General features: G+C 71.4%; 21 protein-coding genes. 11 read left to right on the forward strand and 10 right to left on the reverse strand.

Annotated elements, in window-relative coordinates; genetic code table 11:
- Nucleotides 1–3 precede the first annotated feature (3 nt).
- Nucleotides 4–561 carry a riboflavin biosynthesis intermediates N-glycosidase gene (gene ybiA, locus QSK34_RS10125; RefSeq protein WP_285582505.1) on the forward strand — a complete coding sequence of 186 codons (558 nt, stop codon included), beginning with the start codon at nt 4–6 and terminating at the stop codon, nt 559–561.
- Here the strand turns inward: ybiA and QSK34_RS10130 are convergent.
- The 4 genes from QSK34_RS10130 to QSK34_RS10145 are packed head-to-tail and all read right to left on the reverse strand — an operon-like array spanning nt 506 to nt 5,597.
- Nucleotides 506–3,043 (reverse strand): DUF4118 domain-containing protein, encoded by a 2,538-nt coding sequence (locus tag QSK34_RS10130; protein WP_285582507.1) that lies wholly within the window; start codon nt 3,041–3,043, stop codon nt 506–508. The two genes, ybiA and QSK34_RS10130, sit on opposite strands and share 56 nt — an antisense overlap.
- Complete coding sequence (locus QSK34_RS10135; RefSeq protein WP_285582508.1) at nt 3,040–3,387, reverse strand: potassium-transporting ATPase subunit C; 348 nt, start codon at nt 3,385–3,387, stop codon at nt 3,040–3,042. The genes QSK34_RS10130 and QSK34_RS10135 overlap by 4 nt, the downstream gene beginning before the upstream one ends.
- Entirely contained in the window at nt 3,377–5,272 is a 1,896-nt protein-coding gene (locus QSK34_RS10140; RefSeq protein ID WP_285582510.1) for an APC family permease, read from the reverse strand. The genes QSK34_RS10135 and QSK34_RS10140 overlap by 11 nt, the downstream gene beginning before the upstream one ends.
- 19 nt (nt 5,273–5,291) lie before the next feature.
- Nucleotides 5,292–5,597 (reverse strand): hypothetical protein, encoded by a 306-nt coding sequence (locus QSK34_RS10145; protein ID WP_161479290.1) that lies wholly within the window; start codon nt 5,595–5,597, stop codon nt 5,292–5,294.
- A gap of 147 nt (nt 5,598–5,744) precedes the next feature.
- Between QSK34_RS10145 and QSK34_RS10150 the strand changes: the two genes are divergently transcribed.
- The 5 genes from QSK34_RS10150 to QSK34_RS10170 all read left to right on the forward strand — a co-directional run bounded on the left by QSK34_RS10150 (nt 5,745) and on the right by QSK34_RS10170 (nt 14,100).
- Nucleotides 5,745–6,506, forward strand: a complete 762-nt coding sequence (locus tag QSK34_RS10150) for a VOC family protein (RefSeq protein ID WP_285582516.1) — start codon at nt 5,745–5,747, stop codon at nt 6,504–6,506.
- Between the two features lie 133 nt (nt 6,507–6,639).
- Nucleotides 6,640–7,659, forward strand: coding sequence for a glutamine synthetase (glnII, locus tag QSK34_RS10155; protein WP_285582518.1), 1,020 nt, complete (start codon nt 6,640–6,642; stop codon nt 7,657–7,659).
- A 303-nt stretch (nt 7,660–7,962) separates the two neighbouring features.
- On the forward strand, nt 7,963–10,770 hold the full coding sequence (locus QSK34_RS10160; RefSeq protein ID WP_285582520.1) for a helix-turn-helix transcriptional regulator: 2,808 nt from the start codon (nt 7,963–7,965) through the stop codon (nt 10,768–10,770).
- Nucleotides 10,771–10,841: 71 nt separating this feature from the next.
- On the forward strand, nt 10,842–11,933 hold the full coding sequence (locus tag QSK34_RS10165) for an alpha/beta fold hydrolase (protein ID WP_285582522.1): 1,092 nt from the start codon (nt 10,842–10,844) through the stop codon (nt 11,931–11,933).
- The gene (locus tag QSK34_RS10170) at nt 11,920–14,100 is read left to right on the forward strand and encodes an FAD-dependent oxidoreductase (RefSeq protein WP_285582524.1); all 2,181 of its coding nucleotides are present in this window, start codon (nt 11,920–11,922) and stop codon (nt 14,098–14,100) included. The genes QSK34_RS10165 and QSK34_RS10170 overlap by 14 nt, the downstream gene beginning before the upstream one ends.
- Here QSK34_RS10170 and QSK34_RS10175 read toward each other — a convergent pair.
- Nucleotides 14,082–15,263 carry a DNA polymerase domain-containing protein gene (locus tag QSK34_RS10175; protein ID WP_285582526.1) on the reverse strand — a complete coding sequence of 394 codons (1,182 nt, stop codon included), beginning with the start codon at nt 15,261–15,263 and terminating at the stop codon, nt 14,082–14,084. The genes QSK34_RS10170 and QSK34_RS10175 overlap by 19 nt on opposite strands.
- A 5-nt stretch (nt 15,264–15,268) precedes the next feature.
- Complete coding sequence (locus QSK34_RS10180; RefSeq protein WP_502875417.1) at nt 15,269–16,144, reverse strand: ribokinase; 876 nt, start codon at nt 16,142–16,144, stop codon at nt 15,269–15,271.
- A 106-nt stretch (nt 16,145–16,250) separates the two neighbouring features.
- Here QSK34_RS10180 and QSK34_RS10185 point away from each other — a divergent pair, with 106 nt between their 5' ends.
- Both QSK34_RS10185 and QSK34_RS10190 read left to right on the forward strand, forming a co-directional pair.
- A complete protein-coding gene (locus tag QSK34_RS10185) occupies nt 16,251–17,120 on the forward strand; it encodes a sirohydrochlorin chelatase (protein ID WP_051760398.1) in 870 nt (289 codons plus the stop codon).
- 42 nt (nt 17,121–17,162) lie between these two features.
- Nucleotides 17,163–17,567 (forward strand): hypothetical protein, encoded by a 405-nt coding sequence (locus QSK34_RS10190; protein WP_285582533.1) that lies wholly within the window; start codon nt 17,163–17,165, stop codon nt 17,565–17,567.
- Here QSK34_RS10190 and QSK34_RS10195 read toward each other — a convergent pair.
- Nucleotides 17,564–17,926: a DUF2203 domain-containing protein gene (locus tag QSK34_RS10195; RefSeq protein WP_285582535.1), complete on the reverse strand. Its 363-nt coding sequence runs from the start codon at nt 17,924–17,926 to the stop codon at nt 17,564–17,566. The genes QSK34_RS10190 and QSK34_RS10195 overlap by 4 nt on opposite strands.
- A gap of 1 nt (nt 17,927) precedes the next feature.
- Nucleotides 17,928–18,716 (reverse strand): phosphotransferase, encoded by a 789-nt coding sequence (locus tag QSK34_RS10200; RefSeq protein WP_285582537.1) that lies wholly within the window; start codon nt 18,714–18,716, stop codon nt 17,928–17,930.
- 107 nt (nt 18,717–18,823) lie between these two features.
- On the opposite strand from QSK34_RS10200, the gene QSK34_RS10205 reads away from it, so the two are divergent.
- Nucleotides 18,824–20,923: a M6 family metalloprotease domain-containing protein gene (locus QSK34_RS10205; protein WP_285582539.1), complete on the forward strand. Its 2,100-nt coding sequence runs from the start codon at nt 18,824–18,826 to the stop codon at nt 20,921–20,923.
- A 68-nt stretch (nt 20,924–20,991) separates the two neighbouring features.
- Here the strand turns inward: QSK34_RS10205 and QSK34_RS10210 are convergent, their stop codons facing one another.
- Entirely contained in the window at nt 20,992–21,831 is an 840-nt protein-coding gene (locus tag QSK34_RS10210; RefSeq protein ID WP_161479279.1) for a helix-turn-helix transcriptional regulator, read from the reverse strand.
- A 71-nt stretch (nt 21,832–21,902) separates the two neighbouring features.
- On the opposite strand from QSK34_RS10210, the gene QSK34_RS10215 reads away from it, so the two are divergent.
- Nucleotides 21,903–23,225 (forward strand): MFS transporter, encoded by a 1,323-nt coding sequence (locus tag QSK34_RS10215; RefSeq protein WP_285582543.1) that lies wholly within the window; start codon nt 21,903–21,905, stop codon nt 23,223–23,225.
- Here QSK34_RS10215 and QSK34_RS10220 read toward each other — a convergent pair.
- Nucleotides 23,222–24,115: a GNAT family N-acetyltransferase gene (locus tag QSK34_RS10220; protein WP_285582545.1), complete on the reverse strand. Its 894-nt coding sequence runs from the start codon at nt 24,113–24,115 to the stop codon at nt 23,222–23,224. The two genes, QSK34_RS10215 and QSK34_RS10220, sit on opposite strands and share 4 nt — an antisense overlap.
- A gap of 56 nt (nt 24,116–24,171) precedes the next feature.
- Here QSK34_RS10220 and QSK34_RS10225 point away from each other — a divergent pair, with 56 nt between their 5' ends.
- Nucleotides 24,172–25,200, forward strand: coding sequence for a LacI family DNA-binding transcriptional regulator (locus QSK34_RS10225; protein ID WP_161479276.1), 1,029 nt, complete (start codon nt 24,172–24,174; stop codon nt 25,198–25,200).
- The last annotated feature ends 20 nt before the right edge of the window (nt 25,201–25,220 follow it).

The raw sequence follows: 25,220 nt of genomic DNA on the forward strand, positions 1-25,220 counted from the left end.
CCGGTGACGTTACCCCGCTCCGTCGAAGAAGCCGTCCACGCCGAGGCCTCCGGTCAGGCGCTCCGTTACCTCTTCTTCTGGGGCCACCGCCCGCCCCGCGACGGCGGGGTGGGCGCGGGCTGCCTGAGCCAGTGGTGGGAGGCCGACTTCACCGAAGACGGCCACGTGTTCCGCTCGGCCGAGCACTACATGATGGCCCACAAGGCCTGGTTGTTCGACGACGCCGAGACCGCCGCCGAGATCCTCGCGGCGGCCCATCCGGGCGAGGCGAAGAAGCTGGGGCGCAAGGTCCGCGGCTTCGACGACGACGTCTGGACGCAGCACCGCTACGCCATCGTCGTGCGGGGCAGCACCGCCAAGTTCGCCGCCCACCCCGACCTGCGCGCATACCTGCTCGGCACCCGCGACCGGGTGCTGGTGGAGGCCAGCCCCCACGACCGCGTGTGGGGCATCGGCCTGACCGCCGCCGACGAGCGGGCCGCCTCGCCGGCGACGTGGCAGGGGCTCAACCTGCTCGGCTTCGCCCTGATGGAGGCGCGGGATCGGCTGACGGAAGGGTGACCGTCATCGTCAGCCCGCCGCCCGGCGTCTCGTCCGGGGTGAGCGTGCCGCCCATCGCCTCCGCCAGCCCGCGCGACAACGCGAGCCCGAGCCCGACCCCCGCGTGGTTGTCGCGGTCGCCGAGGCGCTGGAACGGCTGGAAGACCTGGTCGTGGGCCTCCGGGGGGATGCCGGGGCCCCGGTCGACCACGCGGATCTCCACCTTGTTGTCGTGGGAGCTGGCCGTCACCAGCACATACTCGGGGCTGTAGCGGAGCGCGTTGGAGACCAGGTTCGCCAGCACCCGTTCCAGCAGCGCCGGGTCGGCGGTCACCTCGGGCAGGTCGTCGGGCACGTCGATCCGCACCCGGGTGTCCTCGACCGCCCTCGGCAGCACCTCCGCCAGCGCGACCGGCTGGAGTGCCACACCGAGCACCCCGGCCTGCAACCGGCTCATGTCGAGGAGGTTCTCCACCAGCCGGGTCAGCTTCACCAGCGACTCGTCGGCGGTGGCGAGCAGTTCGGCCTGGTCGGCGGCCGACCAGGTCACGTCGGTGCTGCGCAGGCCCTCGACCGCCGCCTTCGCCGAGGCGAGCGGGGTGCGCAGGTCGTGGCTGACGGCGGCGAGCAGGGCGGTGCGCATCCGGTCGGCCTCCGCGAGCGGTTTGGCCTGTTCGGCCTCCGCCTCCAGCCGGCGCTGGCGCAGCGCGACGGCCGTCTCGGCGGCGAAGGCCTCCAGGACGCGGCGGTCGGAGGCGCCCAGCAGGCGGCCCCTGACCGCCAGCACCAGGTTGTCGTCGATCACCACGTCGGTGTCGGCGGCCCCCGGACTCGTGCACGGCACCCCTCCGGAGGTGGCGACGATGCGCCACGCCTCGGGGTCGGCGCGGTCGTCGAGGGCCGGGGCGGCGGCGCGTTCGAGCAGAGTCACCGAGGTCAGGCCGTAGGTCTCGCGGAGGCGGGCCAGCAGGGAGGGCAGCGCCGCCTCGCCGCGCAGCACGTGGCCCGCCAGGGTCGACAGCACCTCGGCGTCGGCGCCCGCCATGGCGGCCTCGCGGGTCCGGCGGGCCGCCAGGTCGACGACCAGGCTCACCATGACGGCGACCAGGACGTACACGAAGAGCGCGAGCAGGTTCTGCGGGTCGGCGACGGTGATCTTGTCGACCGGCGGGGTGAAGAAGTAGTTCAGCAGCAGGAAGCCGACGACGGCGGCCGTGATCGCCGGGGACATGCCGCCGACCAGGGCGACCATCACGACCAGCAGCAGGAACAGCAGGATCTCGCTGGGCAGCGCGAGCAGGTCGCGCAGCGGGTAGACGACGGCGGTCAGCACGGGCATGCCGACCAGCGCGGTGGCCCATCCGGCGAGGCGGCGGGTGCGGGTCAGCGCGGCCCGGGAGCCGGGCCGGGGCAGGCCCCTGCGGGCCTGCTGATGGGTGATCATGTGGACGTCGATCGACCCCGACCGCGCGATCGTCTCGGCCCCCACCCCGCGGAAGAGGATCTGGGCCAGCCGCCCGCGCCGCGACGCGCCCAGCACGAGCTGGGTGGCGTTCACCCCGCGCGCGAAGTCGAGCAGCGCCCGGGGCACGTCGTCGCCGACGACCTGGTGGTAGGTGCCGCCGAGCGCCTCGACCAGGGCCCGCTGCCGCGCCAGGTGGGCGGGGTCCCCCCCGACCAGGCCGTCGCCCTGGGTGACGTGCACGGCCAGCAGGTCGGCGCCCTTGGTCCGGGCGGTCACCCGGGCCGCGCGGCGGATCAGGGTGTCGCCCTCGGGCCCGCCGGTCAGCGCCACGACGACCCGTTCGCGGGCCTCCCAGGTGGTGGCGATGCCGTGTTCGGCGCGGTAGCGGTCGAGCTGGTCGTCGACCCGCCCGGCCACCCAGAGCAGCGCCAGTTCGCGCAGCGCGGTCAGGTTGCCCACCCGGAAATAGTTGGACAGCGCCGCGTCGACCTTCTCCGGGGCGTAGACGTTGCCGTGGGCCATGCGGCGGCGCAGCGCCTCGGGCGACATGTCGACCAGCTCGATCTGGTCGGCCCGGCGGACCACCTCGTCGGGCACCGTCTCCCGCTGCGGGACGCCGGTGATCTCCTCGACGACGTCGTTGAGCGACTCCAGGTGCTGCACGTTCACCGTGGTGACGACGTCGATCCCCGCGTCGAGCAGCTCCTCGACGTCCTGCCAGCGTTTGGCGTTGCGCGACCCCGGCACGTTGGTGTGCGCGAGCTCGTCGACCAGGGCGACCTTCGGGCGGCGGGCGAGCACGGCGTCGACGTCCATCTCGGTGAGCCGGGTCCCCCGGTACTCCAGCTCCCGGCGCGGCACCTCCTCCAGACCGGCCAGCAGCGCGGCCGTCTTGGCGCGGCCGTGCGTCTCGACCAGGCCGACCACGACGTCGCGACCGCGTTCGGCGGCGCGGCGCCCCTCGCCGAGCATGGCGTAGGTCTTGCCGACACCCGGGGCGGCGCCCAGGTAGACGCGCAGGCGGCCCCGGACCGTCATCCGCCGAGGCCCAGGCTGCGTGCCGGGGCGTCACCCATGAAGCCGAGAGCGGGGACGTCGGTAGGGCGGCGGATGAGGGAGCGGACCTCCTCGACCGGGCGGCCGCGTTCCCTCACGACGCGGGCGGCCCGGAGGCCGGCGTACCTGACCGAGATGTGCGGAGCGAGGCCAGGCCCACCGGCGGTCACCGCGTCCGGCGGGATCGTCCAGCCGGCCACATAGTTCTGTCCTATTTGGGCGCATTCGACGTTCACTCCCTGATATTCGGTCATGAAGGGCACCGCCGGGCACGCTTCGTTCACGACGAAGGCCGTCAGCACGACGAGGATGAGGTCACCCCACATGGACGTGCGGCCTCCTCAGTGGATCGGGCTCGGCGAGCCGCAGCACCTCGCGGGTCAGCGGCGGCACGTCGCCGCCGCCGAAGATCAGGTAGCGGAGCATCGCGTTGATCGGGTTGCCCTCGGTCCAGTGGAAGTAGATGTTGGGCACCCGGCCGGTCCGGTCGCGCAGGTAGAGCAGCAGCGCGGCCAGCGCGTTGGCGACGGTCGAGCTCTCGACGTTCAGCACCTTGTGCCCGAACCGCTCCTCGCCCCGGACGTAGAGCTCGGTCTCGAACTCGGAGGCGTCGTTGACGGTGACCTCGACGAACATGGCCTGCTCGGAGCTGCGCAGCCGGTGCATGAACCAGTTCTCGCGCAGCTTGTCGTTGTACTCGGCCTGGTCGCGGCGCTGCGGTTCGTTGGCGATGAGGTGCAGCTCGCCGGCGCAGCACTCGTTGACGAACTCCTCGGCCAGCGGGTCGAGCCGCACCCGCGTCACCCGCAGCTCGGTCGACCGGGTGGCCCGCGAGATCAGCGACGTGACCACGATGGCCACGATGAAGAACCCGGCGATCTTGACCCCGTCGGGCCGCTCGATCACGTTGTCGACCAGCGTGTACGTCAGCACGGCGCTGATCACCCCGAAGGCCCGCGCGGCCCCGCGCCGCCCCTTGGCCCGGGTCGACAGGCAGCTCGCGACGGCCGCCGACAACATCAGCACCAGCACGCCGGTGGCGTACGCGCCCGCCTGCTGGTCGACGTCGGCGTCGAAGATGAAGGTGATCACGAACGCGATGACGGTGAGGATCAGCACCAGCGGCCGGACCGCCGAGGTCCACTCGGGGGCCATGCCGTAACGCGGCAGGAACCGGGGCACCAGGTTGATCAGGCCGGCCATCGCCGAGGCTCCGGCGAACCAGAGGATGGCGATGGTGCTGACGTCGTACAGGGTGCCGAACCACTCGCCCAGGTAGGCGTGCGCGAGGTAGGCCAGGGCCCGGCCGTTGGCCGTGCCGCCGGGCTGGAACTCGTGGGCCGGGATCAGCAGGGTGGTCACGAAGCTGCTCAGGATCAGGAACACGCTCATGATGAGGGCGGCGGCGGTGAGCATCTTGCGGGCCGACCTGATCCGCTGCGGGATGTCGCCCCGGATCACGGGCATCACCGCGACCCCGGTCTCGAACCCCGACAGGCCCAGCGCCAGCCGGGGCATGACCAGCAGCGCCACCCCGATCATGGCCAGCGGGGAGGCGTGCCGGGCCTCCAGCAGCCGTTCCCACTGGGCGAAAACGGCCGGATTGCCCGCGACGTGCTCGACGGCCACCGCCACGACCACGGCGTTCAGCGCCAGGTAGAGCGCCACGAGGACGGTCGCCACCCCGACGGCCTCGGTGAACCCGGCCAGGAAGATCGCGCCGAGGGCGGCCAGCAGCACGAGCGTGATCGGGATCTCCTGGCCGTCGAGCCAGCGGGGCGCGAAGGGGTTCTCCACGATGTGGGCGGTCGCGTCGGCCGCCGACAGGGTCATGGTGATGACGAAGTCGGTGGCGGCGAAGCCGAGCAGGCAGAGCACGAAGAGCTTGCCCTGCCAGGCCGGGACGAGCCGTTCGAGCATCGCGATGGACCCGGCGCCGCGGGGGCTCTCCCCGGCGACGTACCGATAGACGGGCAGCGCCCCGAACAGGGTGAGCGCGACCAGGAACAGCGTCGCGACCGGCGACAACGCGCCCGCCGCGAGGGCGGCGATGCCCGGCTGGTAGCCCAGGGTGGAGAAGTAGTCGACGCCGGTCAGGCACATGACCCGCCACCAGGCGTGCTTCTCCGCCGGGCCCTGCTCCACGTGGCTCCGGTCGGCCGTGAGCCCGTTCAGGAGCCACCCCCGCAGGGCCACGGCCACCCCCCTCATCTGTGGAGGGGGAGATTTCTCATGATCGCAGGTGGCCGTCGAAGAAGCCGACGGGGGTGGCCTGTTCGCGGTGGGGGACGCCGTCGAGCCGCCCGCCCAGGGTCTGGGTGAAGGCGAGGAAGCTCTCGAAGCGCATCAGGATCTGGAGGTCGTCGGTCGTGACGACGTGGACGAAGGTCAGGCCGTCGTCGAGCCGGTAGGACTGGTAGGTGATCCCGCCGGGCCGCTCCCGGGCCAGTTCGGCGAAGACCTCCTGAAGGAGGCGCACGTTCTCCTCGGCCTTCTCCTGGTCGGCGACGCGGTAGCGGATGATCTGGGTCGGCATGAGCGGACCCTATCGAGTGGAGTCACGGGCGCCCCATTTCGCCGGAAATACTCCTCTTTCCAGGAGGCTTCGGGAGCGATCTTGGAAAAACTGTCGGCAGGACGTGACAGAGTGTCGTCATCCGAAAACCTGTTCGAAGGAGCTCGCATGCTCACGACCGACTACCTGCCGGGCGCCCCCTGCTGGGTCGACCTCGGCTCGCCCGACACCGACGCCTCGACCACGTTCTACGCCGCCGTGCTCGACTGGGACTTCCAGTCGGCCGGCCCCGACTCGGGCGGCTACGGCTTCTTCCTCCACGACCGCAAGATCGTCGCCGCGGTCGGCCCGCTGACCGAAGAGAGCACCAGCTCGGCCTGGACGATCTACTTCGCCACCCCCGACGCCGACGAGACCGTGGCCCGCGCCGAGAAGGCCGGCGGCACGATCAGGGTCGCCCCCTACGACGTGTTCGACCAGGGCCGCACCGCCGCGCTGACCGACCCGGCCGGCGCCGACTTCGCGATCTGGCAGGGCCGGGCCCGCAAGGGCCTCGACGCGGTGACCGAGCCGGGCAGCCTGGGCTGGACCGAGCTCTACGTCGCCAGCCCGCCCGCCGTCGCGCCCTTCTACGCGGCGGCCCTCGACCACCAGTCGATCGAGGCCACCGTCGCCGGCGTCGGTTACACCACGATCCGGCTGCCGGGCGGCGACCGCCCGACGATCGGCGGCGTGGTCACCCTCAACCCGGGCACCAAGCCGTTCTGGCTGCCCTACTTCGAGGTCAGAGACGTCGACGCCGCGGTCGAGGCGACCGTCACCGAGGGCGGCACCATCCTCGACCCGCCCGTCTCGGTCGAGACCGTGGGCCGGTTCGCGGTCCTGGCCGACCAGTTCGGCGCCCGATTCGCGGTGATCACCAGCAGCTGAACCGGACGATTTAACACTGGGACCTCCCGTTTCACATCGTGTTCACAAACGGGCAACGGACCCGAAATGGCTTCTTGGCAATCTCGGCGTGGCGGCCAATCAACGCGGTCCGCCTCCGAGGAAGGGAAAGACGTTGGCGTTCAAGGCCGAGTACATCTGGATTGACGGCACTGAGCCGACCCCGAAGCTCCGGTCCAAGACCAAGGTGCTGGCGGACGGTGCCGAGCTCCCCACCTGGGGCTTCGACGGTTCGAGCACGAACCAGGCCGAGGGCCACGCCTCCGACTGCGTGCTCAAGCCGGTCTTCTCGTGTCCCGACCCCATCCGGGGCGGCGACAACGTCCTGGTGCTGTGCGAGGTCTACAACGTCGACGGCTCGGCCCACCCGACCAACACCCGCGCGCTGCTGACCCCGATCGCCGAGCGCTTCGCCGACCAGGAGTCGTGGTTCGGCATCGAGCAGGAGTACACGTTCTTCAAGGACGGCCGCCCCTACGGCTTCCCGGTCGGCGGCTTCCCCGGCCCGCAGGGCCCCTACTACTGCGGCATCGGCGCCGACGAGGTCGTCGGCCGTGACATCGTCGAGGCCCACATGGACGCCTGCATCGAGGCGGGCCTGGCGATCTCCGGCATCAACGCCGAGGTCATGCCCGGCCAGTGGGAGTTCCAGATCGGCCCGGCCGGTCCCCTCGAGGTCTCCGACCACCTGTGGATGGCCCGCTACCTGCTCTACCGGATCGCCGAGGACTACGGCGTGTCCGCCACCCTCGACGCCAAGCCCGCCAAGGGCGACTGGAACGGCGCCGGCGCCCACACCAACTTCTCCACCAAGGCCATGCGCGAGGGCTACGACGCGATCATCGCGGCCTGCGAGGCGCTCGGCGGCGAGGGCAAGGTCGAGGAGCACATCGCCGGCTACGGCTTCGGCATCGAGCAGCGCCTCACCGGCCACCACGAGACCGCGCCCTACAGCGTCTACAGCTACGGCGTCTCCAACCGCGGCGCCTCGGTCCGCATCCCGTGGCAGGTCGAGGTCGACAAGAAGGGCTACATCGAAGACCGTCGCCCCAACGCCAACGCCGACCCCTACGTGGTCACCCGCCTGCTGGTGAACACCTGCTGCTCGGTCCTCGAGACCAAGGGCCTCGTCTAACCCAAGGCCACGACTTCGGCCCCTCCGCGCGAACGAGCGCGGAGGGGCCGCGTCCGTTGGCCCGCGTCCGCAGACCCCGGGCATCCGCAGACCCCGGCGGCCGAAACTCGGGAATCGGGCATGCCCCTGGTTGCCCGTTCGCGCCAGAAGTCACGGCGTCGCGCAAGAATCAGGCGAGTGCCCGTCACGATTTGCATGACTATGCGTTGAATGCGGCGGTGATGCGGGTTAATGCCGGGCATCGTTTTCGCCGTCGCTGTAAAGTCGCTGTGAGATACCAGGCAAGTGATCATGGTGCCGCCGATGAATGATCATTCTGCCCCCCTGGTCGGCCGGCGGGACGTGCTGAATGATCTTCGGGGGTCGCTGGACGCGATCGTGAGCGGAGAGTTCCGGCTGCTCGCGCTCGTCGGTGAGCCCGGAGCCGGGAAGACCCGGCTGCTGGCCGAGCTCGAACGGCTCGCCGGGGAACGCGGCTGTCTCACCCTGTGGGGCAGGGCCGCCGAGTTCGAGCAGGTCATGCCGTTCTCCGCGCTGGTCGACGCCCTCGACGGCCACCTCGACGACACCCGCCACGAGCACCTGGGCCACCACGACACGCCCGGTCCGCACGACCAGGGCGCGTCTCCCCAAGCCGGGCATGACGCCCAGTTGCTCGCCTCCGTCTTCCCCGCCCTGGGCGCCACCGCCGAGCCCTCCGACGACGTGTCGGCGCTCGCCCGCTATCGCCTCTATCGGGCCGTCGCCCAGTTGCTCGCGCGGATCGCCCGCCCGAACGGGCTCGTGCTGGTGCTCGACGACGTCCACTGGGCCGACGACGCCACGATCGAGTTCCTCGACCACGTCAGCCGCCACTCCCCCAAGGCGCCGCTGCTGGTCGTGGTGGCCTACCGGCCGAAGCAGGCGCCGCCGCGGCTGGCGCTCGGCGGGTCGCGCGTGACGATCGGGCCGCTCTCGGAGGAGGAGGCCGGGGAGCTGCTCGGGCCGAACGTGAGCAGAAGCCGCAAGAAGGCCCTGTACGACGCCAGCGAGGGCTACCCCTTCTACTTGCAGGCCCTCGCGAGGGTCGAGGCGGGCGACTTACCCGGCTCCAAGAACGACGCGCTCGCCCTGGAGCTGCGCGACCTGTCGGGTGACGCGCTGATCGTCGCCCAGGGCGCGGCGGTGGCCGCCGACGAGTTCGAGGCCGGTCTGGCCGCCGTGGCCGCCAAGGTGCCGCTGTCCACCGCCCTCGACGCGCTCGACGAGCTGGTCGACCGCGACCTGGTGCGGCCGGGCGCGGGCGGGCGGTTCCGGTTCCGTCATCCGCTGGTGCGGCAGGCCGCGTACGAATCGGCCAAGGCCGGGTGGCGGCTCTCGGCCCACCGCCGGATCGCCGAACGGCTGGCCGAGGTCGACGCCCCGGCCCCGCTGCGCGCCGTCCACGTGGAACGTTCGGCGGCGTTCGGCGACCGCGACGCGGTCGACGTGCTGGTCACCGCCGCCCGCCAGGTGGCCACCACCGCCCCGGCGACCTCGGCCCACTGGCTCCAGGCCGCGCTCGGGCTGCTGCCCGACACCACCGACCGGCTCGACCTGCTGCTGGAGCTGGCCCGCAACCAGACCGTCAGCGGACGCCTAACCGAGGCCAGGAACACCGCCTACGAGGTGCTGCGGCTGCTCCCCCGCGACGACTACGGCCGCCGGGCCCAGGCCGCCCGCTTCTGCGCCCTCGTCGAGCGGCTGCTCGACCGGCCGGGCGAGGGCCGGGCCGTGCTGGTGTCCGAGCTGCGGGAGATCCCCGAGCCGCGCCTCCCGGCAGCGCTGCCGATGCGGTTGCGCCTGGTGGCCGAGAGCCTGATGCGCGGCGACCATCGCGCCGCCCAGGCGGTGCTCGACTTCATGCCCGACGACAGCGACGACCCGGGCCTGCGGCTGGCCATCGCGATGTTGCGCCCCATGACCGCCTACGCCGGGCACCGCGTCGAGGAGGCGCTGCGCCACGTCGCCGCCGCGCAGGCGCTGGCCGACGCCACCCCGGAGATCCACCAGCTCGCCTGGATGGACACGGTCGCCTGGATGTGCTGGTCGGAGATCTGGCTCGGCCAGCACCGCCCGGCGCTGGCCCGGTTCGAGCAGGCCATCGCGGCGGTGAAGGCGACCGGGCAGACCTTCATCCTGACCAACATGCTGGCCGGGCTGGCCCGCCTCAACGGCGTGCTCGGGCGCATCCCCGAGGGCCAGATCGCCGCCGAGGAGTCGGCCGAGATCGCCCTGCTGCTCAACTCCGGGTACGCCCGCGTGGTCGCCATGGCCCAGCAGAGCCTCCTGGCCGGCGCGGCCGGCGACGACGAGGACGCCATCCGCCTGGGCCACGAGGCCGCCACCTCCGGCGTCAGCGTCAGCGAGTGGCCGGGCGCGCAGGCCCGCTTCGCCTACGCCACCGCGCTGGCCAACTCCGGCCGCATCGACGAGGAGGCGATCGCCGCCGTCGAGGAGGACTTCGCGGGCGACCGGCTGGAAGAGTTCAGCATGCTCGCCTTCTGCGAGACCATGGCCTGCGCCCACGCCGCCAGGAACGAGCCGAAGGAGTCGGCCGCCTGGGCCGAGCGGGCGGCCACGATGGTCCGCCCGGAGCTGGAGCTGACCGACGGGCTGGCCCGGCTGGCCCGCGCCCACGCGACCATCGGGCCGGAAGCCGAGGAGCTGGCCCTGACCGCCGCCGAGATCCTCACCAAGGCCGGCCACCGGCTCGACGCCGGGCGCGCGCTGCTGCGGGCGGGTGTGGCGTGCGTCGACGGGGGCCGCAAACGGGCCGCGCTGCCGCACCTGGAGGCGGCCCACGAGATCTTCACCGCCTGCGGCGCCCGCGGCATGGCCGCCGCGGCGGTGCGGGAGCAGCGCCGGGCCGGCAAGCGGGTGGCGGCGGCGCGGGCCACCGGGGCCCACGGGCTGACCGGGCGCGAGCTGGAGATCGCCCGGCTGGTCGCCGAGGGGTGCAGCAACCAGCAGATCGCGGCCCGCCTGCACATCTCGGTGCGCACCGTCGAGACCCACCTGACCAGGGCGTTCGAGAAGCTCGGGGTGACCTCTCGCGGCGGCATGACGGCCGCGCTCGGCCAGCTCGGCTGAATGTACGAGTTTTCCACGATGTAGGGGTGGACCGCGCCTTGGCATTGTGGGACCCGAGAGGAGGCGGACTCATGCGCATCGCCCGGTTCACCAACGACGGCGTCAGCGACGCCGAGATCACGATGTACCCGTTCCCCACCGACGACGGGCTGGGACTGGAACTGACGCGGTTCTTTCGGGCCGACTCCGACGACGTCGTGCTGCTGCTGCACGGTCTGCCCGCCTCCACCGACATGTTCATCATGCCGGAGCACGTCAACCTGGTGACCTTCCTGCTCAACAACGGGCTCACCGACGTCTGGTCGCTCGACTTCCGGATGAGCTGCCGCCATCCGTACGACACCGAGACCCACCGCTTCACCCTCGACGACATCGCGCTGTTCGACCACCCGGCCGGCCTGGCCGAGTTGCGCCGCCACATCGGGCCGCACAAGCGCATCCACGTGATCGCGCAGTGCCTCGGGTCGGTGTCGTTCATGATGAGCCTGGCCGCCGGCCTGGTCGACGGGATCGCCAGCGTCACCTCCAACAGCGTCGCCCTGGTCACCCACGTGCCGACCTGGTCGAAGCTCAAGCTGGCGTTCGGGCCGGGCTTCTTCGACTACGTCGCCGGGGTGCCGTTCCTCGACCCGCGGTTCGGCGACGCGCCGGTCATGACGCGCGGCTGGATGATCTCGCGCATGGTGTCGCTGTTCCACCGCGAGTGCGACGTGCGGTCGTGCCACATGATCAGCTTCATGTGGGGCGCCGGGAACCCCGGACTGTGGAGCCACGAGAACCTGGCCGAGGAGACCCATCAGCGGGTGGCCGACCTGTTCGGCGCGAACGGCGTCCACTACTACCGGCACATGCGGAAGATGGTGCGCGCCGGGCACGCCGTCCGGCACGACGACCGGTTCCGCGACCTGCCCGCCGACTACCTGGAGGCGGCCTCCGACATCGACGTGCCGGTGCTGTTCCTCACCGGCGACCGCAACCACGTCTTCACCGACTCCAACGTCGTCTGCCACGAGATCATGTCGCGGCACAACCCGGGCCTGCACGAACTTCGCATCCTCCCCGGCTACGGCCACGTCGACCCCATCATCGGCAAGAACGCCCACGTCGACGTCTTCCCGCACATCCTCGACTTCATCACGAGGAGCGGCAGTGGAGCACGTTGACGCGGTGGTCGTCGGCTCCGGCTTCGGCGGGGCCGTGGCGGCCTACCGGCTCGCCGAGGCCGGACTGTCGGTCGTCGTGCTCGAACGCGGCCGTCCCTACCCGCCCGGCAGCTTCCCGCGCAGCCCCGCCCAGATGGGCCGCGCGTTCTGGGACCCGTCCGAGGGCCTGCACGGCATGTACGACGTGTGGAGCTTCGGCTCGTGCGACTCGATCGTCTCCAGCGGCCTCGGCGGCGGCTCGCTCATCTACGCCAACGTGCTGCTGCGCAAGGACGAGGAGGCGTTCGTCACCGAGTCGCCGCTGCCCGGCGGCGGCCACGAGCACTGGCCGATCGGCCGGGCCGACCTCGACCCCCACTACGACGAGGTCGAGCGCATGCTCGGCGCCACCACCTACCCGATCGACCGCCCGGCCTACCGCGACACGCTGAAGACGCGGGTCGTCCAGGACGCCGCGGCCGAGCTGGGCCTCGACTTCTCGCTGCCGCCGCTGGCGGTCGCCTTCGCCCCCAAGCCGGGCGCCGAACCGGGCCTCGGCCTGCCGATCGTCGAGCCCGAATACGGCAGCCTGCACGCCACCGGCCGCCGCACCTGCCGGCTCTGCGGCGAGTGCAACATCGGCTGCAACGAGGGCGCCAAGAACAGCCTCGACCACAACTACCTGTCCGCCGCCCGCCACATGGGCGCCGACATCCGGACCCTGCACGAGGTGAAGTCGATCATCCCGCGCACCGGCGGCGGCTACGACATCGGCTACGTGCAGCACGACCCCCTCACGGGCCCGCACACGATCAGCTGCGACGCGCTGGTGCTGGCCGCGGGGACGTACGGCACGGTGAAGCTGCTGTTGTCGAACCGGCACGCGCTGCCCGGCATGAGCCACATGCTGGGCACCCGGTTCTCCGGCAACGGCGATCTGATCGCGTTCCTGCTGCGGGCCAAGGACCGGCCCGTCGCGGCGTCGAAGGGACCGGTCATCACGAGTGTGGTCAGGTTGCCGGGGTCGGCGTACATCCAGGAGGGCGGGTTCCCCGCCTTCATCGACTGGATCGCGGAGGCCGCCGACGTCGGCGACGAGTTCAAGCGGGCGGTCAGGTTCGCGCTGGAGCGCGTACGGGGACTGGTCACCCGCGACCACAACCTGTCGGCCGAGTTCGCCCGCCTCATGGGGAGAGGCGAGCTCTCGGACCGGTCGCTGCCGATGCTGGCCATGGGCCGTGACGTGCCCGACGGCATCCTGCGTCTGTCGGGCGACCGGCTGGTTCTCGACTGGACGGCCGAGACCAGCGACGCATATTTCGACCGGGTGCGCGGCACGATCCGCCGGATCGGCGACGTGCTGGGCGCCGACTACTCCGACGCGCCGCTGAAGCGGGTGGTCACCGTCCACCCGCTCGGCGGCGCGCCGATGGGCCGCCACGTCGGCGAGGGCGTCGTCGACGCCGACGGCCAGGTCTTCGGCCACGAGGGCCTGTACGTCGCCGACGGCGCGGCCATGCCCGGCCCGGTCGGGGCCAATCCGGCCCTGACCATCGCGGCCATGGCCGACCGGCTGGCCACCCGGCTGGCCGACCGAATGATCACGACGAAGAAGGCACGTCTGATGGGAATCCGCACGGTCACCTCGCTCTCCTTCACCGAGGAGATGCGCGGTTCGCTCGACGGAAGCGATCCGATCAGCTTCCGGATCACCATCACGGCCGACGACGTCGACCGCTTCCTCGCCGAGCCCGAGCACACGGCGCGGGCCGAGGGATGGATAGACGCCGCTGTCTGCGGGGGCCGGCGTCCCATCGAGCGGGGCTGGTTCAACCTCTTCGCACCCGGAGAGGCGCCCGATCGCCGGGAGATGCGCTACCTGCTGCACTTCCGCGACGGCGAGGGCCGGCCCCGCACTCTGGCGGGGGTCAAGAACGTCGAGCACGGGCCGCCCACGCGGCTCTGGCTCGACACCTCGACGCTGCACACGCGGCTGCTCGAAGGCCACGTGCAGGACGACGACCCGGCGAAGCCGCTCGGTTCGGGGACCATGCACATCTCGCCGTCCGACCTGGCGCGCATGCTGACCACGTTCACGACGACGGGGCCGAACGGGCTGGCGGCACTGGCCCGGTTCGGCACCTTCTTCCTGGGCGAGCTGTGGGACATCTACGGCCCGGGGCGGTAGGCGGCCCACGGGTCGAAGTCGACTTCGAGGGGCTCCTGCGGGGGCCTCTCGTCTTCCGGCACGTGCTGGAGGTTGACCCGGATGCGGGTCCAGGTGGACGAGCGGCCGCGCATGGAGTCGACGAGGACGTCGGCGGGTTCCAGCCGCGCGGCCGCTTCCGGGTGACGCCTCTTCCAGTTCTCCAGGGCCTGGAGCGCCGGTTCCTTCTTCTCGGAGCGGGCGATCTCGATGACCGGGAACTTCTCGGGGTTCTTCGGCCGGGGCCCCTGCGCCTTGGCCAGCGCGAGCAGCGAGTCGAGCGAGCCCTCCACGCCGTCCATCGCGGCCCACGGGTCGCCGCGTTCCTCGAAGCGGGCGGTGACCGCCTCCATCGTGAACTCCGTGGGGTCGCATGACGGCACTTCGTCCCAGGTCAGCGGGGTCGACACCCAGCCCGTGGGGCGGACGGAGTAGGCGCTGACGGTGGTGCGGTCGCGGGCGTTCTGGTTGAAGTCGACGAAGACGCCCTGCCGCTCCTCCTTCCACCAGTGGGAGGTGGCGATCTCGGGGGCGCGGCGCTCGACCTCGCGGGCCACCGCCTCGGCGGCCTTGCGCACCTGCGGGTAGGTCCATTCGGGCGCGATCGGCGCGTAGACGTGGAAGCCGCGTGAGCCCGACGTCTTGGGGAACGGCGTCAGGCCGTGCTCCTCCAGGACGTCGCGGGCGGTCAGCGCGACCGCGATGATGTCGGGCCACGGCACGCCCGGGACCGGGTCGAGGTCGACGCGCAGTTCGTCGGGGTGGTCGATGTCGGGGAAGCGCACCGAATGCGGGTTGAGGTCGACGCAGCCGAGGTTGACGCACCACACGACGGTCGCCAGGTCGCGCCCGACCACCTCTTCGGCGCTGCGCCCACTCGGGTAGCGGAACTCGGCGACGTCGATCCAAACGGGCCGCTTGGCGGGCGCCCGCTTCTGGAAGAACGGCTCCTCGTCGACGCCGTGCACGAACCGTTTGAGCACGGTCGGCCGGTCGGCGACGCCCCGCAGGGCTCCCCCGCCGACCGACAGGTAGTAACGGACCAGGTCGAGCTTGGTGTGGCCGGTGCGCGGGAAGACCACCCGATCGGGATTGGTGATCGTCACCTCGCGCCCGCCGGCCTCCACGATCTCCGCGCCGGGCATGGTTCTCACCTTACTTCGGCGTCGATCTCCTCTCTGGTCGGCATCGAGGTCGACGCGCCGGGCCGCTGGACCGACAACGCGGCGGCCGCGGTGGCGAACTCCAGAGCCTCCTGGGCGGTACGGCCCTCCGTCCGCGCGACCGTGAACGCCCCCGCGAAGGTGTCGCCGGCGGCGGTCGTGTCGACCGCCTCGACCGGGCGGCCGGGCACCCGGAGGCGTGAGCCGTCCCGTGAGCCGTAGATCGCCCCGTCGGCACCAAGAGTGACCACCGCCTCGGGAACCAGCGCCAGAAGGGCTTCCAGCGCCTCCTCAGGCGCTGTGAGACCGGTGATGGCGGCAGCTTCGTGCTCATTGGGCAGGAGAAGCCCCACGGCGTCCAGAAGCTCCCGGGGCAGCGGCACGACCGGCGCGGGCGTCAGCACCACCAGCCCGGAGAAGGCCCGGGCCGCCGCGACGACGGCGGGCATGGGCAGTTCCAGCTGGAGCAGAAGGGCGTCCGTCGTGCGGCCCGCGGCGGAGCGGCCCTGCGGAGCGTTCGCGGAGACGGTCCGGGCGTCCTCCTCGGACACTTCTCCGTTGGCGCCGGGGACGACGATGATCGAGTTGGCCCCGCCGTCCTCGACGACGATGTGCGCGATCCCCGACGGCCCGTCGACGGTCCGGAGCGCGCGGGTGTCCACTCCCGACCGGTCGAGCGCCTCGCGGAGCTCGGCGCCGAACCCGTCGGAGCCCACCGCGCCGACGAATCGCACGTCTCCGCCCGCAAGTGCCGATGCAATTGCTTGGTTGGCCCCTTTTCCGCCACAAATCGTCCGGAATTCCCGTCCCGAAACGGTTTCGCCCAGCTCAGGGGCCCTTTCCACGTACGCTACAAGATCCATATTGGCGCTGCCGAACACAGTGATCATGGATTCCATCGTCCTCTCTGCGAACGACTCGGCCCGTCGACTCCACGAAATCGCCCGCTTGGTCCTAGAATCCGCCGGTGTGAACGAAGGTCATGACGTTCCGGCGAAGCTCCCCACACGGGAGCGCTCGTCCCGCCCGGGTGGAGGCGGCCGCCACCGGCGCCCGCTGCCCGTCACGCTGCCCGCCGACGCGCCGGTTCTGGTGCTCGCGGTCCCGGGCGCGGTCGACGACGTCGTGACGGAACTGGCGACCATGATCCGGGTCGACAACCCGACCCTGGACCTGCGCCTGATCTCGCTCAGCGACGGCGGGGCCGACCTCGCCAAGGAGTTCGCCGCCATCGGCAACGCCCGCACCGCCGACGGCCACGCCGCCATCACGGTACCCCTCGTCACCGGGCCCCACCCGCGCGTCATGCGCTCCGTCCGCGAGGCCGCCCGCGAGAGCGAGGCCGACGTGGTCGTCACCGACCCGCTCGGCCCCCACCCGCTGCTGGCCGAGGCCCTGCACGTCCGCCTCGCCGAGAAGGGCCTGGCCCGCGCCGACCGCATCCGGCTGTTCAACGTGACCTCTCCGGTCGACGGCATCATCGTGGCCACGGCCGGGGGCGACGAGTCCGCCCGCGGCGCCGACGCGACGGCGGTCCTGCTGGCCGCCCGCCTGGCCCTGCCGGTCGTCCCGGCCGCCTTCGACGGCCGCCCGACGGTGGCCGACGCGGCCGAGCGGCTGCGCAACATCGGCGCCTCCCGCATCGCCCTGGCCCCGTTCATCATCGGCCCGGAAGCCGACGCCGAGCGGGTGAGCGCTCTCACGGAGAACTTCAACTGCGCCGCCCCACTGGGCGCCCACGAGGCCGTCGGCCGCCTGGTGACCCTGCGCTACGGCACCGTCTGGGGCAGCCTCGACCCCGACTACGACGAGGAGTTCGTCGAAGACGACCCCCACTAGACCGCAAGCCGGTCACAAGTCGGCCCGGCTACCAATGGGGACGTGAAACGACGCATCCTCACGGCCGTCGCGGCCGCCGCGCTGACCCTGACCGCCACCCCCGCCCACGCCGCCCCGACCACCTGGAAGTGGGGCGGCATCCACTCCACCGACGGCTGGGCGACCGCCTGGGGGAAGATCACCGTCGGCCAGTCGGGCCACCGCATCTCGGGGAACCTCGACGACTCGCGCGGCAGGACGTGCTCCTGGTTGCTGATCAGGTCGATGAGCGCCACCAACGGCCGGTGGCGGACGCACGGGATCTACAACTGCGTCGCCGGCACCGGCACGTTCACCAAGAACCTGGGCGGCGTGCTCCAGATCCGCGCCCAGGTCTGCCGCGGCACCGCCAAGAAGCCCGTGAACAAGTGCTCGAAGTGGAAGACGATCTGGACCCAAGGCGGCTAGGGGAGGCGGCGGCGTCCGGCGAAACCCAGCGCCGTCAGGTGGTACCACGACAACGACGACTCGCCCTCCAGCCAGCACAACCGGACCGACTCGCCATCGAGGACCGACGGGAAGTCGATGAGGAACGGGGCCAGGCCCTTCACCTCGATGCCGGTCTCGGTGAACCAGCCGATCGTCTCGGCCAGCCGCGCCTCCAAGGCCTTCGACTCGGCCAGCCCGCCCAGCCGGGAGTGGCCGGAGGCGCGCAGGTCGAGGGTGAGCTCGGCCAGGTCGGCCCGCAGGTCCACGAGAACGATGGCGCGGGCCAGCACCTCGGGCATCAGGGCGTCGGCCTCGTCGAGGTCGAAGGTTCGATCCATGTCAGAGATCATTCATGGTGTCGCGGAGGATCGTCCAGCCGAACGCGTCGTCGTCGCTGCCCGTGTGGGGCAGGGTGAACCTCCGCGCCTCCTCGGCGACGTCGTTGAGCCGCCAGCGCAGCCGGTAGAGGTCGAGCAGCCACGGGAGCGCGCCCTCGGTCTCCTCCAGCAGCCACAGGTCGCGCTCGGGATGGCTGATCAGGGCGGTGTCCCAGTCGATGAGCCGCCAGCCGTCGCGGGTGCGCATCGTGTTGCCCGGATGGGGCTCGCCGTGTGTGAGCACCATCCGGTCACGCAGCTTCAGGGCGTCGCGCACGAGGGTGTCGTACCGGCCGAAGTGGGTTCTGAGCACCTCGGCGCGCCCGGCGAGCAGGTCGGCGGCGCGGGCGCCGAACGGGCCCTCTCCAGGGGTGAAGGCCAGGGCGGCGTCGCGGCCGGGGATGTGGAACGTGTCAAAGCGGGCCTGACAGACGGGCGAGCGGTGCACCTCGCGGACCATGCGGAGGGTCGCGGCGCGGTGTTCGGGCGAGCTGAACTCCCCCCATTCGAAGCTCTCTCCCTTCAGGTACGGGTAGAGCTGGAGCGTCCACCGCCCGACGGTCACCAGAGGAGCGGCCGGCGCGACCCCGACGGAGGGCGGCACGGCGCTGAGGGCCGCCGCCAGCGCGTCGTGGGGTTTGTCGTCGGCGGTCACGAACCACTCGTCGCCGATCGTCCAGTGGTGGCTGCCGAAGCCCACGGGAAGATAGCCGAGCCCCGTCGTGTCCAGATTCCATGACCGCTGGATCACAGTCCGGAGAAGATCGGCTGGGAGTTCCCGGGGAGGCGTGAGCATGACTCGAGTACTAACAGAGTGACGGTTGATCCCCCAAACGCGCTTATATAACGTGACATTTTATGAAACGCCCCCTCAGGCTGCTGGTCGCGGCAGCGCTGCTCGCACCCCTCGCCTTAGCGAACGCCACCCAAGCGTTCGCCGCTGAACCCCTCCCCGACACGGAGACCCCGTGGCGGTACGACCACTGGCCCCAGACCCAGCCCTGGCAGCAGGACGAGCCGGCCGCCATGGCGCGCAAGCTCGGCGGTCACGCGGAGATGCCGAAGCCGATCGACCCGCAGAACTGGGAGAACCCCGACCACATGACGTGGTCGGACTACAAGAAGCCTCCCGGCACCAACTGGAACGACCCGAGCGTGAAGGGCAGCGACCGCACCTTCAAGGGCGCCCTGGTCCTGCTCGACTACCCGAACCAGCCGTTCGTCGTGACGCAGCCGCAGGGCTCGACGGTGTTCAAGAACCCGTCGGCGCAGGCCCACGACATCCCGCGCGAGCAGGTCGCCAAGTTCTACCAGGACTTCCTGAACACCCCGAACGACCTGAACAAGGGCCACACCATCCACGAGTACTGGATGGAGGACTCGGGCGGCCGCATCGGCGTCGAGCTCACCGGCTTCGGGCCTTACCAGATGCCGGGCAAGGACCACGAGTACGCCCTGGAGTACCAGCGGGCCGCGTGCCCGGCCGGCGACACCTGCAACAAGAACCTGCGCACCGACGGCAACACGGCGTGGCTGAACGCCGTCGGCCAGGAGGTCGCCGACCAGTTCGACTTCGTCTTCTACCTGAGCGCCGGTCAGGACGAGTCGTCGACCTGGCAGGAGTTCGGGATGATGAAGTTCCCGACCAAGGAGGACGTGACCGACGAGTTCGGTCCCGACGACCCCGCCCTGCCCAACTGGTCGGCCACCCGCTACGTCGACTGGACCTCCTGGCAGGCCGGCTCGACCTTCTGGCCGAACGCCCGCTTCGGCGTCGACTCGGTCCAGGCCGAGAGCTCGGGCATGGGCGTGTACGCCCACGAGCTGTCGCACATCTTCGGCATCGCCGACAACTACAACAACCCCTATGGGGTTCCGGTACGCCGGGCGTACACCGGCATCTGGGAGATGCTCAGCCGCGGCAGCTTCAACGGCCCCGGCGGCCCGCACAGCCGCTGGCTGATCCCGCCGACCGGCGGCGGCTCGATGGGCGCCCAGCACATGCTGCGCAACAAGATCAAGCTGAACATGGTCGACGAGCAGAACGTGCTGCGCCTCAACCGTGACCAGCTCGACGAGTCGGGCCTCGTGGTGGCCGACGTGACCGCCCGCGTCGTGCAGCCCGGCCCCACGGGCCTGTCGGGCGTCAACATCGCCTTCCAGAGCGGCGACAAGTCCCCCGCCTGCCAGTGGCAGACCGACCCGCTGTGCGACGGCGGCAACTACAACAACTACACGGTCGAGGTCGTCGACCGCATGGGCGCCGACTCGTTCACGCCCGACTCGGGCGTCCTGATCGCCAAGACCAAGGACCAGGACTCCGCGCCGTTCGAGTGGGTCGTCGACGCCAACCCGCAGGACATCGGCATGACCGACTACGTCCTGCCCGACGGCACCGCCGTCCCGATCACGATCGGCGACTACCGCCAGCTCTCGGACGCCCTGTTCAAGGCCGGCGCCGACTCGGGCTCGGAGTACGAGTTCAAGGACGAGGCCAACCGCCTGCACTTCTACGTCCTGGACCTCAAGCGCGCCAAGGACGGCACCCTGTCCTACAAGGTGGCCGTGCGCTCGCTGGACGGCTCGGGCCCGCAGAAGCGCGGCGTGCGCGTGCTCCCCGCCGCCGGGGTGACCCTGGGCGACGGCATGGCGACCTGCAAGTTCCAGCTGATGAACACGGGCAAGGCGGCGGCCTCGACCGCCGCGCACCCCGAGGACGTCTCGGCCTACACCAAGAGCGACGTGTACCGCCTCTCGACCACGGTCGACGGGAAGGGCTGGTCGGTCAACGTGCCGAACTTCCTGACCTCGGCCGAGTTCGGCAAGAAGGTGACGGTGCCGGTCCACGCGATCCGCGCCAAGGGCGGCAGCCTGCTGGGCACGGTCAAGCTGACCGCGACGTCGGAGAGCGACCCGACGAAGAAGGCCACGGCGACCTGCCTGGCCGTCGGCCGGTAGTCGTCCCGCTCACGTGAGACCAGGGCGGCCCCTCTCCCCAGGGGCCGCCCTTTTCTCGTCCGCCTCGCTCAGTGGTCGTGGTCGAGGCCCGGTTTGTGCTCGTAGAGCCACTGCACGTTGGCCCGGCTCGCGTCGTCGGCCGGCGTGTACACCACGACCCTCGACTCGGCCGGGGAACCCAGTGCCAGGCTCGTGCTGGCCAGGTTCAGCAGGCCCACCGCCGGATGCTTGAGGATCTTCGTCCGCCGCCACGACCGGGTCACGTCGTGGGTCGCCCACATCCGGGCGAACTCGGCGCTCTCCACCGTCAGCCGGTCGATGAAGGTCGTCCACGCCGGTTCGCCGAGGTGGCGGGCGTAGGCCGCGCGGAAGGTCGCCACCATCTGGGGCAGTTCCTCCTCGCGGTTCATCATCACGGCGCAGCACGACGGCCCGATGAGCATCTGCCAGAGCGCGTTGCGCTCGCACCGGGGGACCGTCACCATACGGCAGAAGATCGCCGCATACGCCTGGTTCCAGGCCAGCACGTCGTAGCGGGCGTTGTAGACGGCGGCGGGCAGCGGGTCGAGCCCGGCGAGGATGTCGCGGACGGCCTGGTCGAGCTCGTCGTCGGCGGGGCCGCCGGCCACTCCCCCGGGCACGTCGGCCAGGCGGTAGAGGTGCTCGCGCTCGTCCGCGTCGAGCTTCAGGGTGCGGGCGACGGCGTCGAGGACCTGGCCCGAGACGTTGATCGGGCGGCCCTGTTCGAGCCACGTGTACCAGGTCACGCCCACCCCGGCCAGCTGGGCGACCTCCTCGCGGCGCAGGCCGGGGGTGCGGCGGCGGGTGCCGGGCGGGAGGCCGACGTCGGCGGGTGAGATGCGGGAGCGGCGGTTCTTCAGGAAGGCGGCGAGTTCGTGGCGGACCATAGGTGGTAGCCCCAATACCAGGATAAGCAGGCTCTTAGTAACTGGATAAGCGCAGAGCCACCATACAGGGCATGTCCCTCGTCGAAACCCGGTCGCGCCCCCTGCTGGGGCTCATCCTGACCGGCCAGTTCATGGCGATCCTCGACGTGTCGATCGTCAACGTCGCCGCCCCCACCATCCAGGCCGACCTCGCGGCGTCCGGAGCCGAGCTCCAGTTGATCGTCGCCGGGTACACGATCGCGTACGCGATGCTGCTCATCACCGGCGCCCGTCTCGGCGGGCGGTCGGGGTATCGCCGGTGGTTCCTCGCCGGGCTCGCCGTGTTCACCGTGGCGTCGCTGCTCTGCGGGATCGCGCCCGGCGCGGTCACCCTCATCGCCTTCCGGCTGCTTCAGGGCGCGGGAGCCGCCCTGATGGTGCCGCAGGTGCTCAGTCTCATCCAGGTCGGCGTTCCGCAGGCGGGCCGCGCGCGGGCGTTGGGCGTCTACGCCGCCGTCATCTCCCTCGCGGCGGTCGGCGGGCAGATCCTCGGTGGCCTGCTCGTCACGCTCGACCTGTTCGGCACCTCGTGGCGGCCGATCTTCCTGGTCAACGTGCCCATCGGGCTGGTGCTGCTCTGGCTCGGGGCCAGGAACCTGCCCGCCGACGAGCCCCAGCCCGGCCGGGGGCTCGACCTGCCGGGGCTGCTCACCCTGTCGCTGGCGACGAGCCTCGTCGTGGTGCCGCTCGTGCTGGAGCGCGGCTGGGCGGTCATGATCGCGGGCTTGCTGGTCTTCGCCGGGTTCGTGGTGATCCAGCGCCGGGTCGCGCATCCGCTCATCCCCGGCCGGCTGCTCAGGGTTCCCGGGCTCGTGGCGGCGGGGGTCGCGATCTTCGGGGTGATGGCCGTGTACGGCGGCTTCCTGTTCTCCAATGCCCTGCACCTGCAGCACGACCTCCACGACAGCCCGCTCCGGGCGGGGCTGACCTTCGTCCCGATGGCCGGGGCGTTCGGGCTGGCGAGCCTCAACTGGAAGCGCATCCCCGCCAGGCTGCACCGGCGGCTGATCGTGTCGGCCTCCGTGGTGGTGGGGCTCGGGCTGGTCGCGCTGGCCGGGGTGTTCTCCGGGGGCGGGCACGGGCTGCCGTACCTGCTGATCGTGCTGGCGGTGATCGGGGCCGGGATGGCGGGGGCGTTCAGCCCGCTCATGACGGTCGCGCTGGCCCGGGTGGCGCCCGCCGACGCGCCGGACGCCAGCGGCCTGCTCGCGATGATGCTGCAGCTAGGGCAGGTCGTGGGGGTGGCCGTGTTCGGGACGCTGTTCCTGTCGACCGGGTCGATCTCGGTCACGATGGTGTGCCTGGCCGCGACCGCGTTCGCGTCCGCCGTCGCGGCCAGGTGGCTTCAGGGCTAGAGGCGGGCCCACCAGATGTCGAGCGCCATGTAGGGCCGCATGCCCATCGACGTGTACAGCCCCAGCGCGGGCGTCACGTTGTTGGTGTCCACGTCGAGGATGGTGCCGACCCGCCCGCGCCGGTAGTCGGCGGCGAAGGCCCGGCTGAGCAGCAGTTTCCCGAGGCCCCGGCCGCGGTGTTCGGGCAGCACGGCCAGCCGCTGGACGTAGCCGCAGTTCTCGTCGGGGACGAAGTTGTTCGTCCCGACGAGGGCCGCGGCCGGTCTGCCGTGCAGCCGGGCCAGCAGCATCTGGCCCCAGTCGGTGGAACTGGCGGCCTCGCGCGACTCGTACCACTCGTCGTAGCTGCGCTCGTAGGCGCCGAAGTGCTCGGCGAAGCCGCGTTCCAGCACGTCGTGGACGTCGCGGAGCATGCTCTCCTTGTCCCAGGCGCCCGCCTCCACGGTCACGCCGGGCAGGAAGACCACTTCGGGCTGCTCATGGTGGTCGATGCGCATGCGGTGGAAGGTCGTCGCGTAGGTGAAGCCACGCGACTCGACGGCCTCCCGCTGGGCGGTGTCCTGGGCGTACACCCCGATCTCGGCGGTGACGCCGGTGAAGCGGCCCAGGACCCGCTCCCACAACGCCTCGGCCGCGGCGGTGGTGCGGGCGCGAACGTCGAGCATGACCTCGTCGCTGCGGCCCTTGCGCATCGCCTGGCCGAAGCCGGTCAGGCGGCCGTCCTCGTAGCAGAGCCAGCCGTCGGTCGCCGGGTCGAAGTCGGGGTCGACGAGCAGGTCGGCGATGTCGTCGAGGGTGGAGTCGGGCCGCCCGACCACGATCGTGTCGAGTTCGGCGATCAGGGCGTGGATCGCCTGGGCGTCCGCCGGTTTGGGCCGCGTGAGTTCCATGGCTCTTTTATAGGATTGCCCGCTTGTCGGCGGCTTGTGAATTCATTGGAGACGGTATGGCCAGAGACAGGGCGACGGTCCGCGACGTCGCGGCGGCGACCGGGTTGTCCATCGCCACCGTCTCCCGCGTGCTCAACGGGCAGGCCAACGTCGCGCCGCACACCCGTGAGCTGGTGCTGGCCGCCGTCGGCCGCCTCGGCGACCAGGCGCCCCGGCCGCGCGCCGAGCAGGCCGCCGGGGCGGTGTTCGTGCGCTGCCCCTACCTGCTGACCGACTACTTCGGCCTCATCGTGTCGTCGGTCGCCGAGACCATCGACCTGCACGGCCGCCAGATGATCCTCAACGCGGGCGAGGCCGCCCAGCCGGCCGAGACGCTGGGCACCCTGCCGGGCCGCTCAGGGATCGCGGGCGCGATCCTGATCCTGCCTCCGGAGGAGCCTTCGGTTCTGGTACGGCTTCGCGACCGCGGCTTCCCCTTCGTCGTCGTCGACCCCCGCACCCCGCCCGCCAAGGACATGGCCGCCGTGTCGGCCGCCCACTTCGCCGGGGGCCGGGCCGTGACCTCCCACCTGGTGGGCCTGGGCCACCGCCGGGTCGGCATCATCGGCGGCCCGGTCGAGTGGCTGGCCTCCGAGGCCCGCCTGGCCGGCTACACCGCCGCGCTGGCCGGGGCGGGCGTGCTGCCCGCGCCGGAACTGACCCGCGCGGTCGTCGAGCCCAACACGCGCAACGGCCACCGCGCCGCGGCCGAACTGCTCGACCTGCCCGAGCGGCCGACGGCGCTGGTGGCGTTCAACGACAAGATGGCCGTCGGCGCCATGTGGGCCGCCGCCGAGCGCGGCCTGTCGATCCCCGGCGACCTGTCGATCGCCGGGTTCGACGACATCGACGTCAGCCGCGCGACGACCCCGGCGCTGACGACCGTGCGTCAGCCGCTGCAGGAGATGGGCCGCACGGCGGTCACCCTGCTCATGCGGATCCTCGGCCGGCAGGCCGTCGAGGCGCTGCACGTCTCGCTGGGCGCCGAGCTGGTAGTGCGGGGATCCACTGGACCGGTCCCGTCTGTTCCATCTGTTTCACACTGACCTTGACAGGTTTTCCCGTG

It is taken from the genome of Herbidospora sp. NBRC 101105 (assembly GCF_030269205.1).
In the GTDB taxonomy this organism is placed as follows: domain Bacteria; phylum Actinomycetota; class Actinomycetes; order Streptosporangiales; family Streptosporangiaceae; genus Herbidospora; species Herbidospora solisilvae.

Coding starts and splice junctions, on each gene's coding strand:
- QSK34_RS10130 (WP_285582507.1), bottom strand. CDS start 3,043: ATGACGGTCCGGGGCCGCCTGCGCGTCTACCTGGGCGCCGCCCCGGGT.
- QSK34_RS10135 (WP_285582508.1), bottom strand. CDS start 3,387: ATGTGGGGTGACCTCATCCTCGTCGTGCTGACGGCCTTCGTCGTGAAC.
- QSK34_RS10140 (WP_285582510.1), bottom strand. CDS start 5,272: ATGAGGGGGGTGGCCGTGGCCCTGCGGGGGTGGCTCCTGAACGGGCTC.
- QSK34_RS10145 (WP_161479290.1), bottom strand. CDS start 5,597: ATGCCGACCCAGATCATCCGCTACCGCGTCGCCGACCAGGAGAAGGCC.
- QSK34_RS10150 (WP_285582516.1), top strand. CDS start 5,745: ATGCTCACGACCGACTACCTGCCGGGCGCCCCCTGCTGGGTCGACCTC.
- QSK34_RS10160 (WP_285582520.1), top strand. CDS start 7,963: ATGAATGATCATTCTGCCCCCCTGGTCGGCCGGCGGGACGTGCTGAAT.
- QSK34_RS10165 (WP_285582522.1), top strand. CDS start 10,842: ATGCGCATCGCCCGGTTCACCAACGACGGCGTCAGCGACGCCGAGATC.
- QSK34_RS10175 (WP_285582526.1), bottom strand. CDS start 15,263: ATGCCCGGCGCGGAGATCGTGGAGGCCGGCGGGCGCGAGGTGACGATC.
- QSK34_RS10180 (WP_502875417.1), bottom strand. CDS start 16,144: ATGGATCTTGTAGCGTACGTGGAAAGGGCCCCTGAGCTGGGCGAAACC.
- QSK34_RS10195 (WP_285582535.1), bottom strand. CDS start 17,926: ATGGATCGAACCTTCGACCTCGACGAGGCCGACGCCCTGATGCCCGAG.
- QSK34_RS10205 (WP_285582539.1), top strand. CDS start 18,824: ATGAAACGCCCCCTCAGGCTGCTGGTCGCGGCAGCGCTGCTCGCACCC.
- QSK34_RS10210 (WP_161479279.1), bottom strand. CDS start 21,831: ATGGTCCGCCACGAACTCGCCGCCTTCCTGAAGAACCGCCGCTCCCGC.
- QSK34_RS10215 (WP_285582543.1), top strand. CDS start 21,903: ATGTCCCTCGTCGAAACCCGGTCGCGCCCCCTGCTGGGGCTCATCCTG.
- QSK34_RS10220 (WP_285582545.1), bottom strand. CDS start 24,115: ATGGAACTCACGCGGCCCAAACCGGCGGACGCCCAGGCGATCCACGCC.
- QSK34_RS10225 (WP_161479276.1), top strand. CDS start 24,172: ATGGCCAGAGACAGGGCGACGGTCCGCGACGTCGCGGCGGCGACCGGG.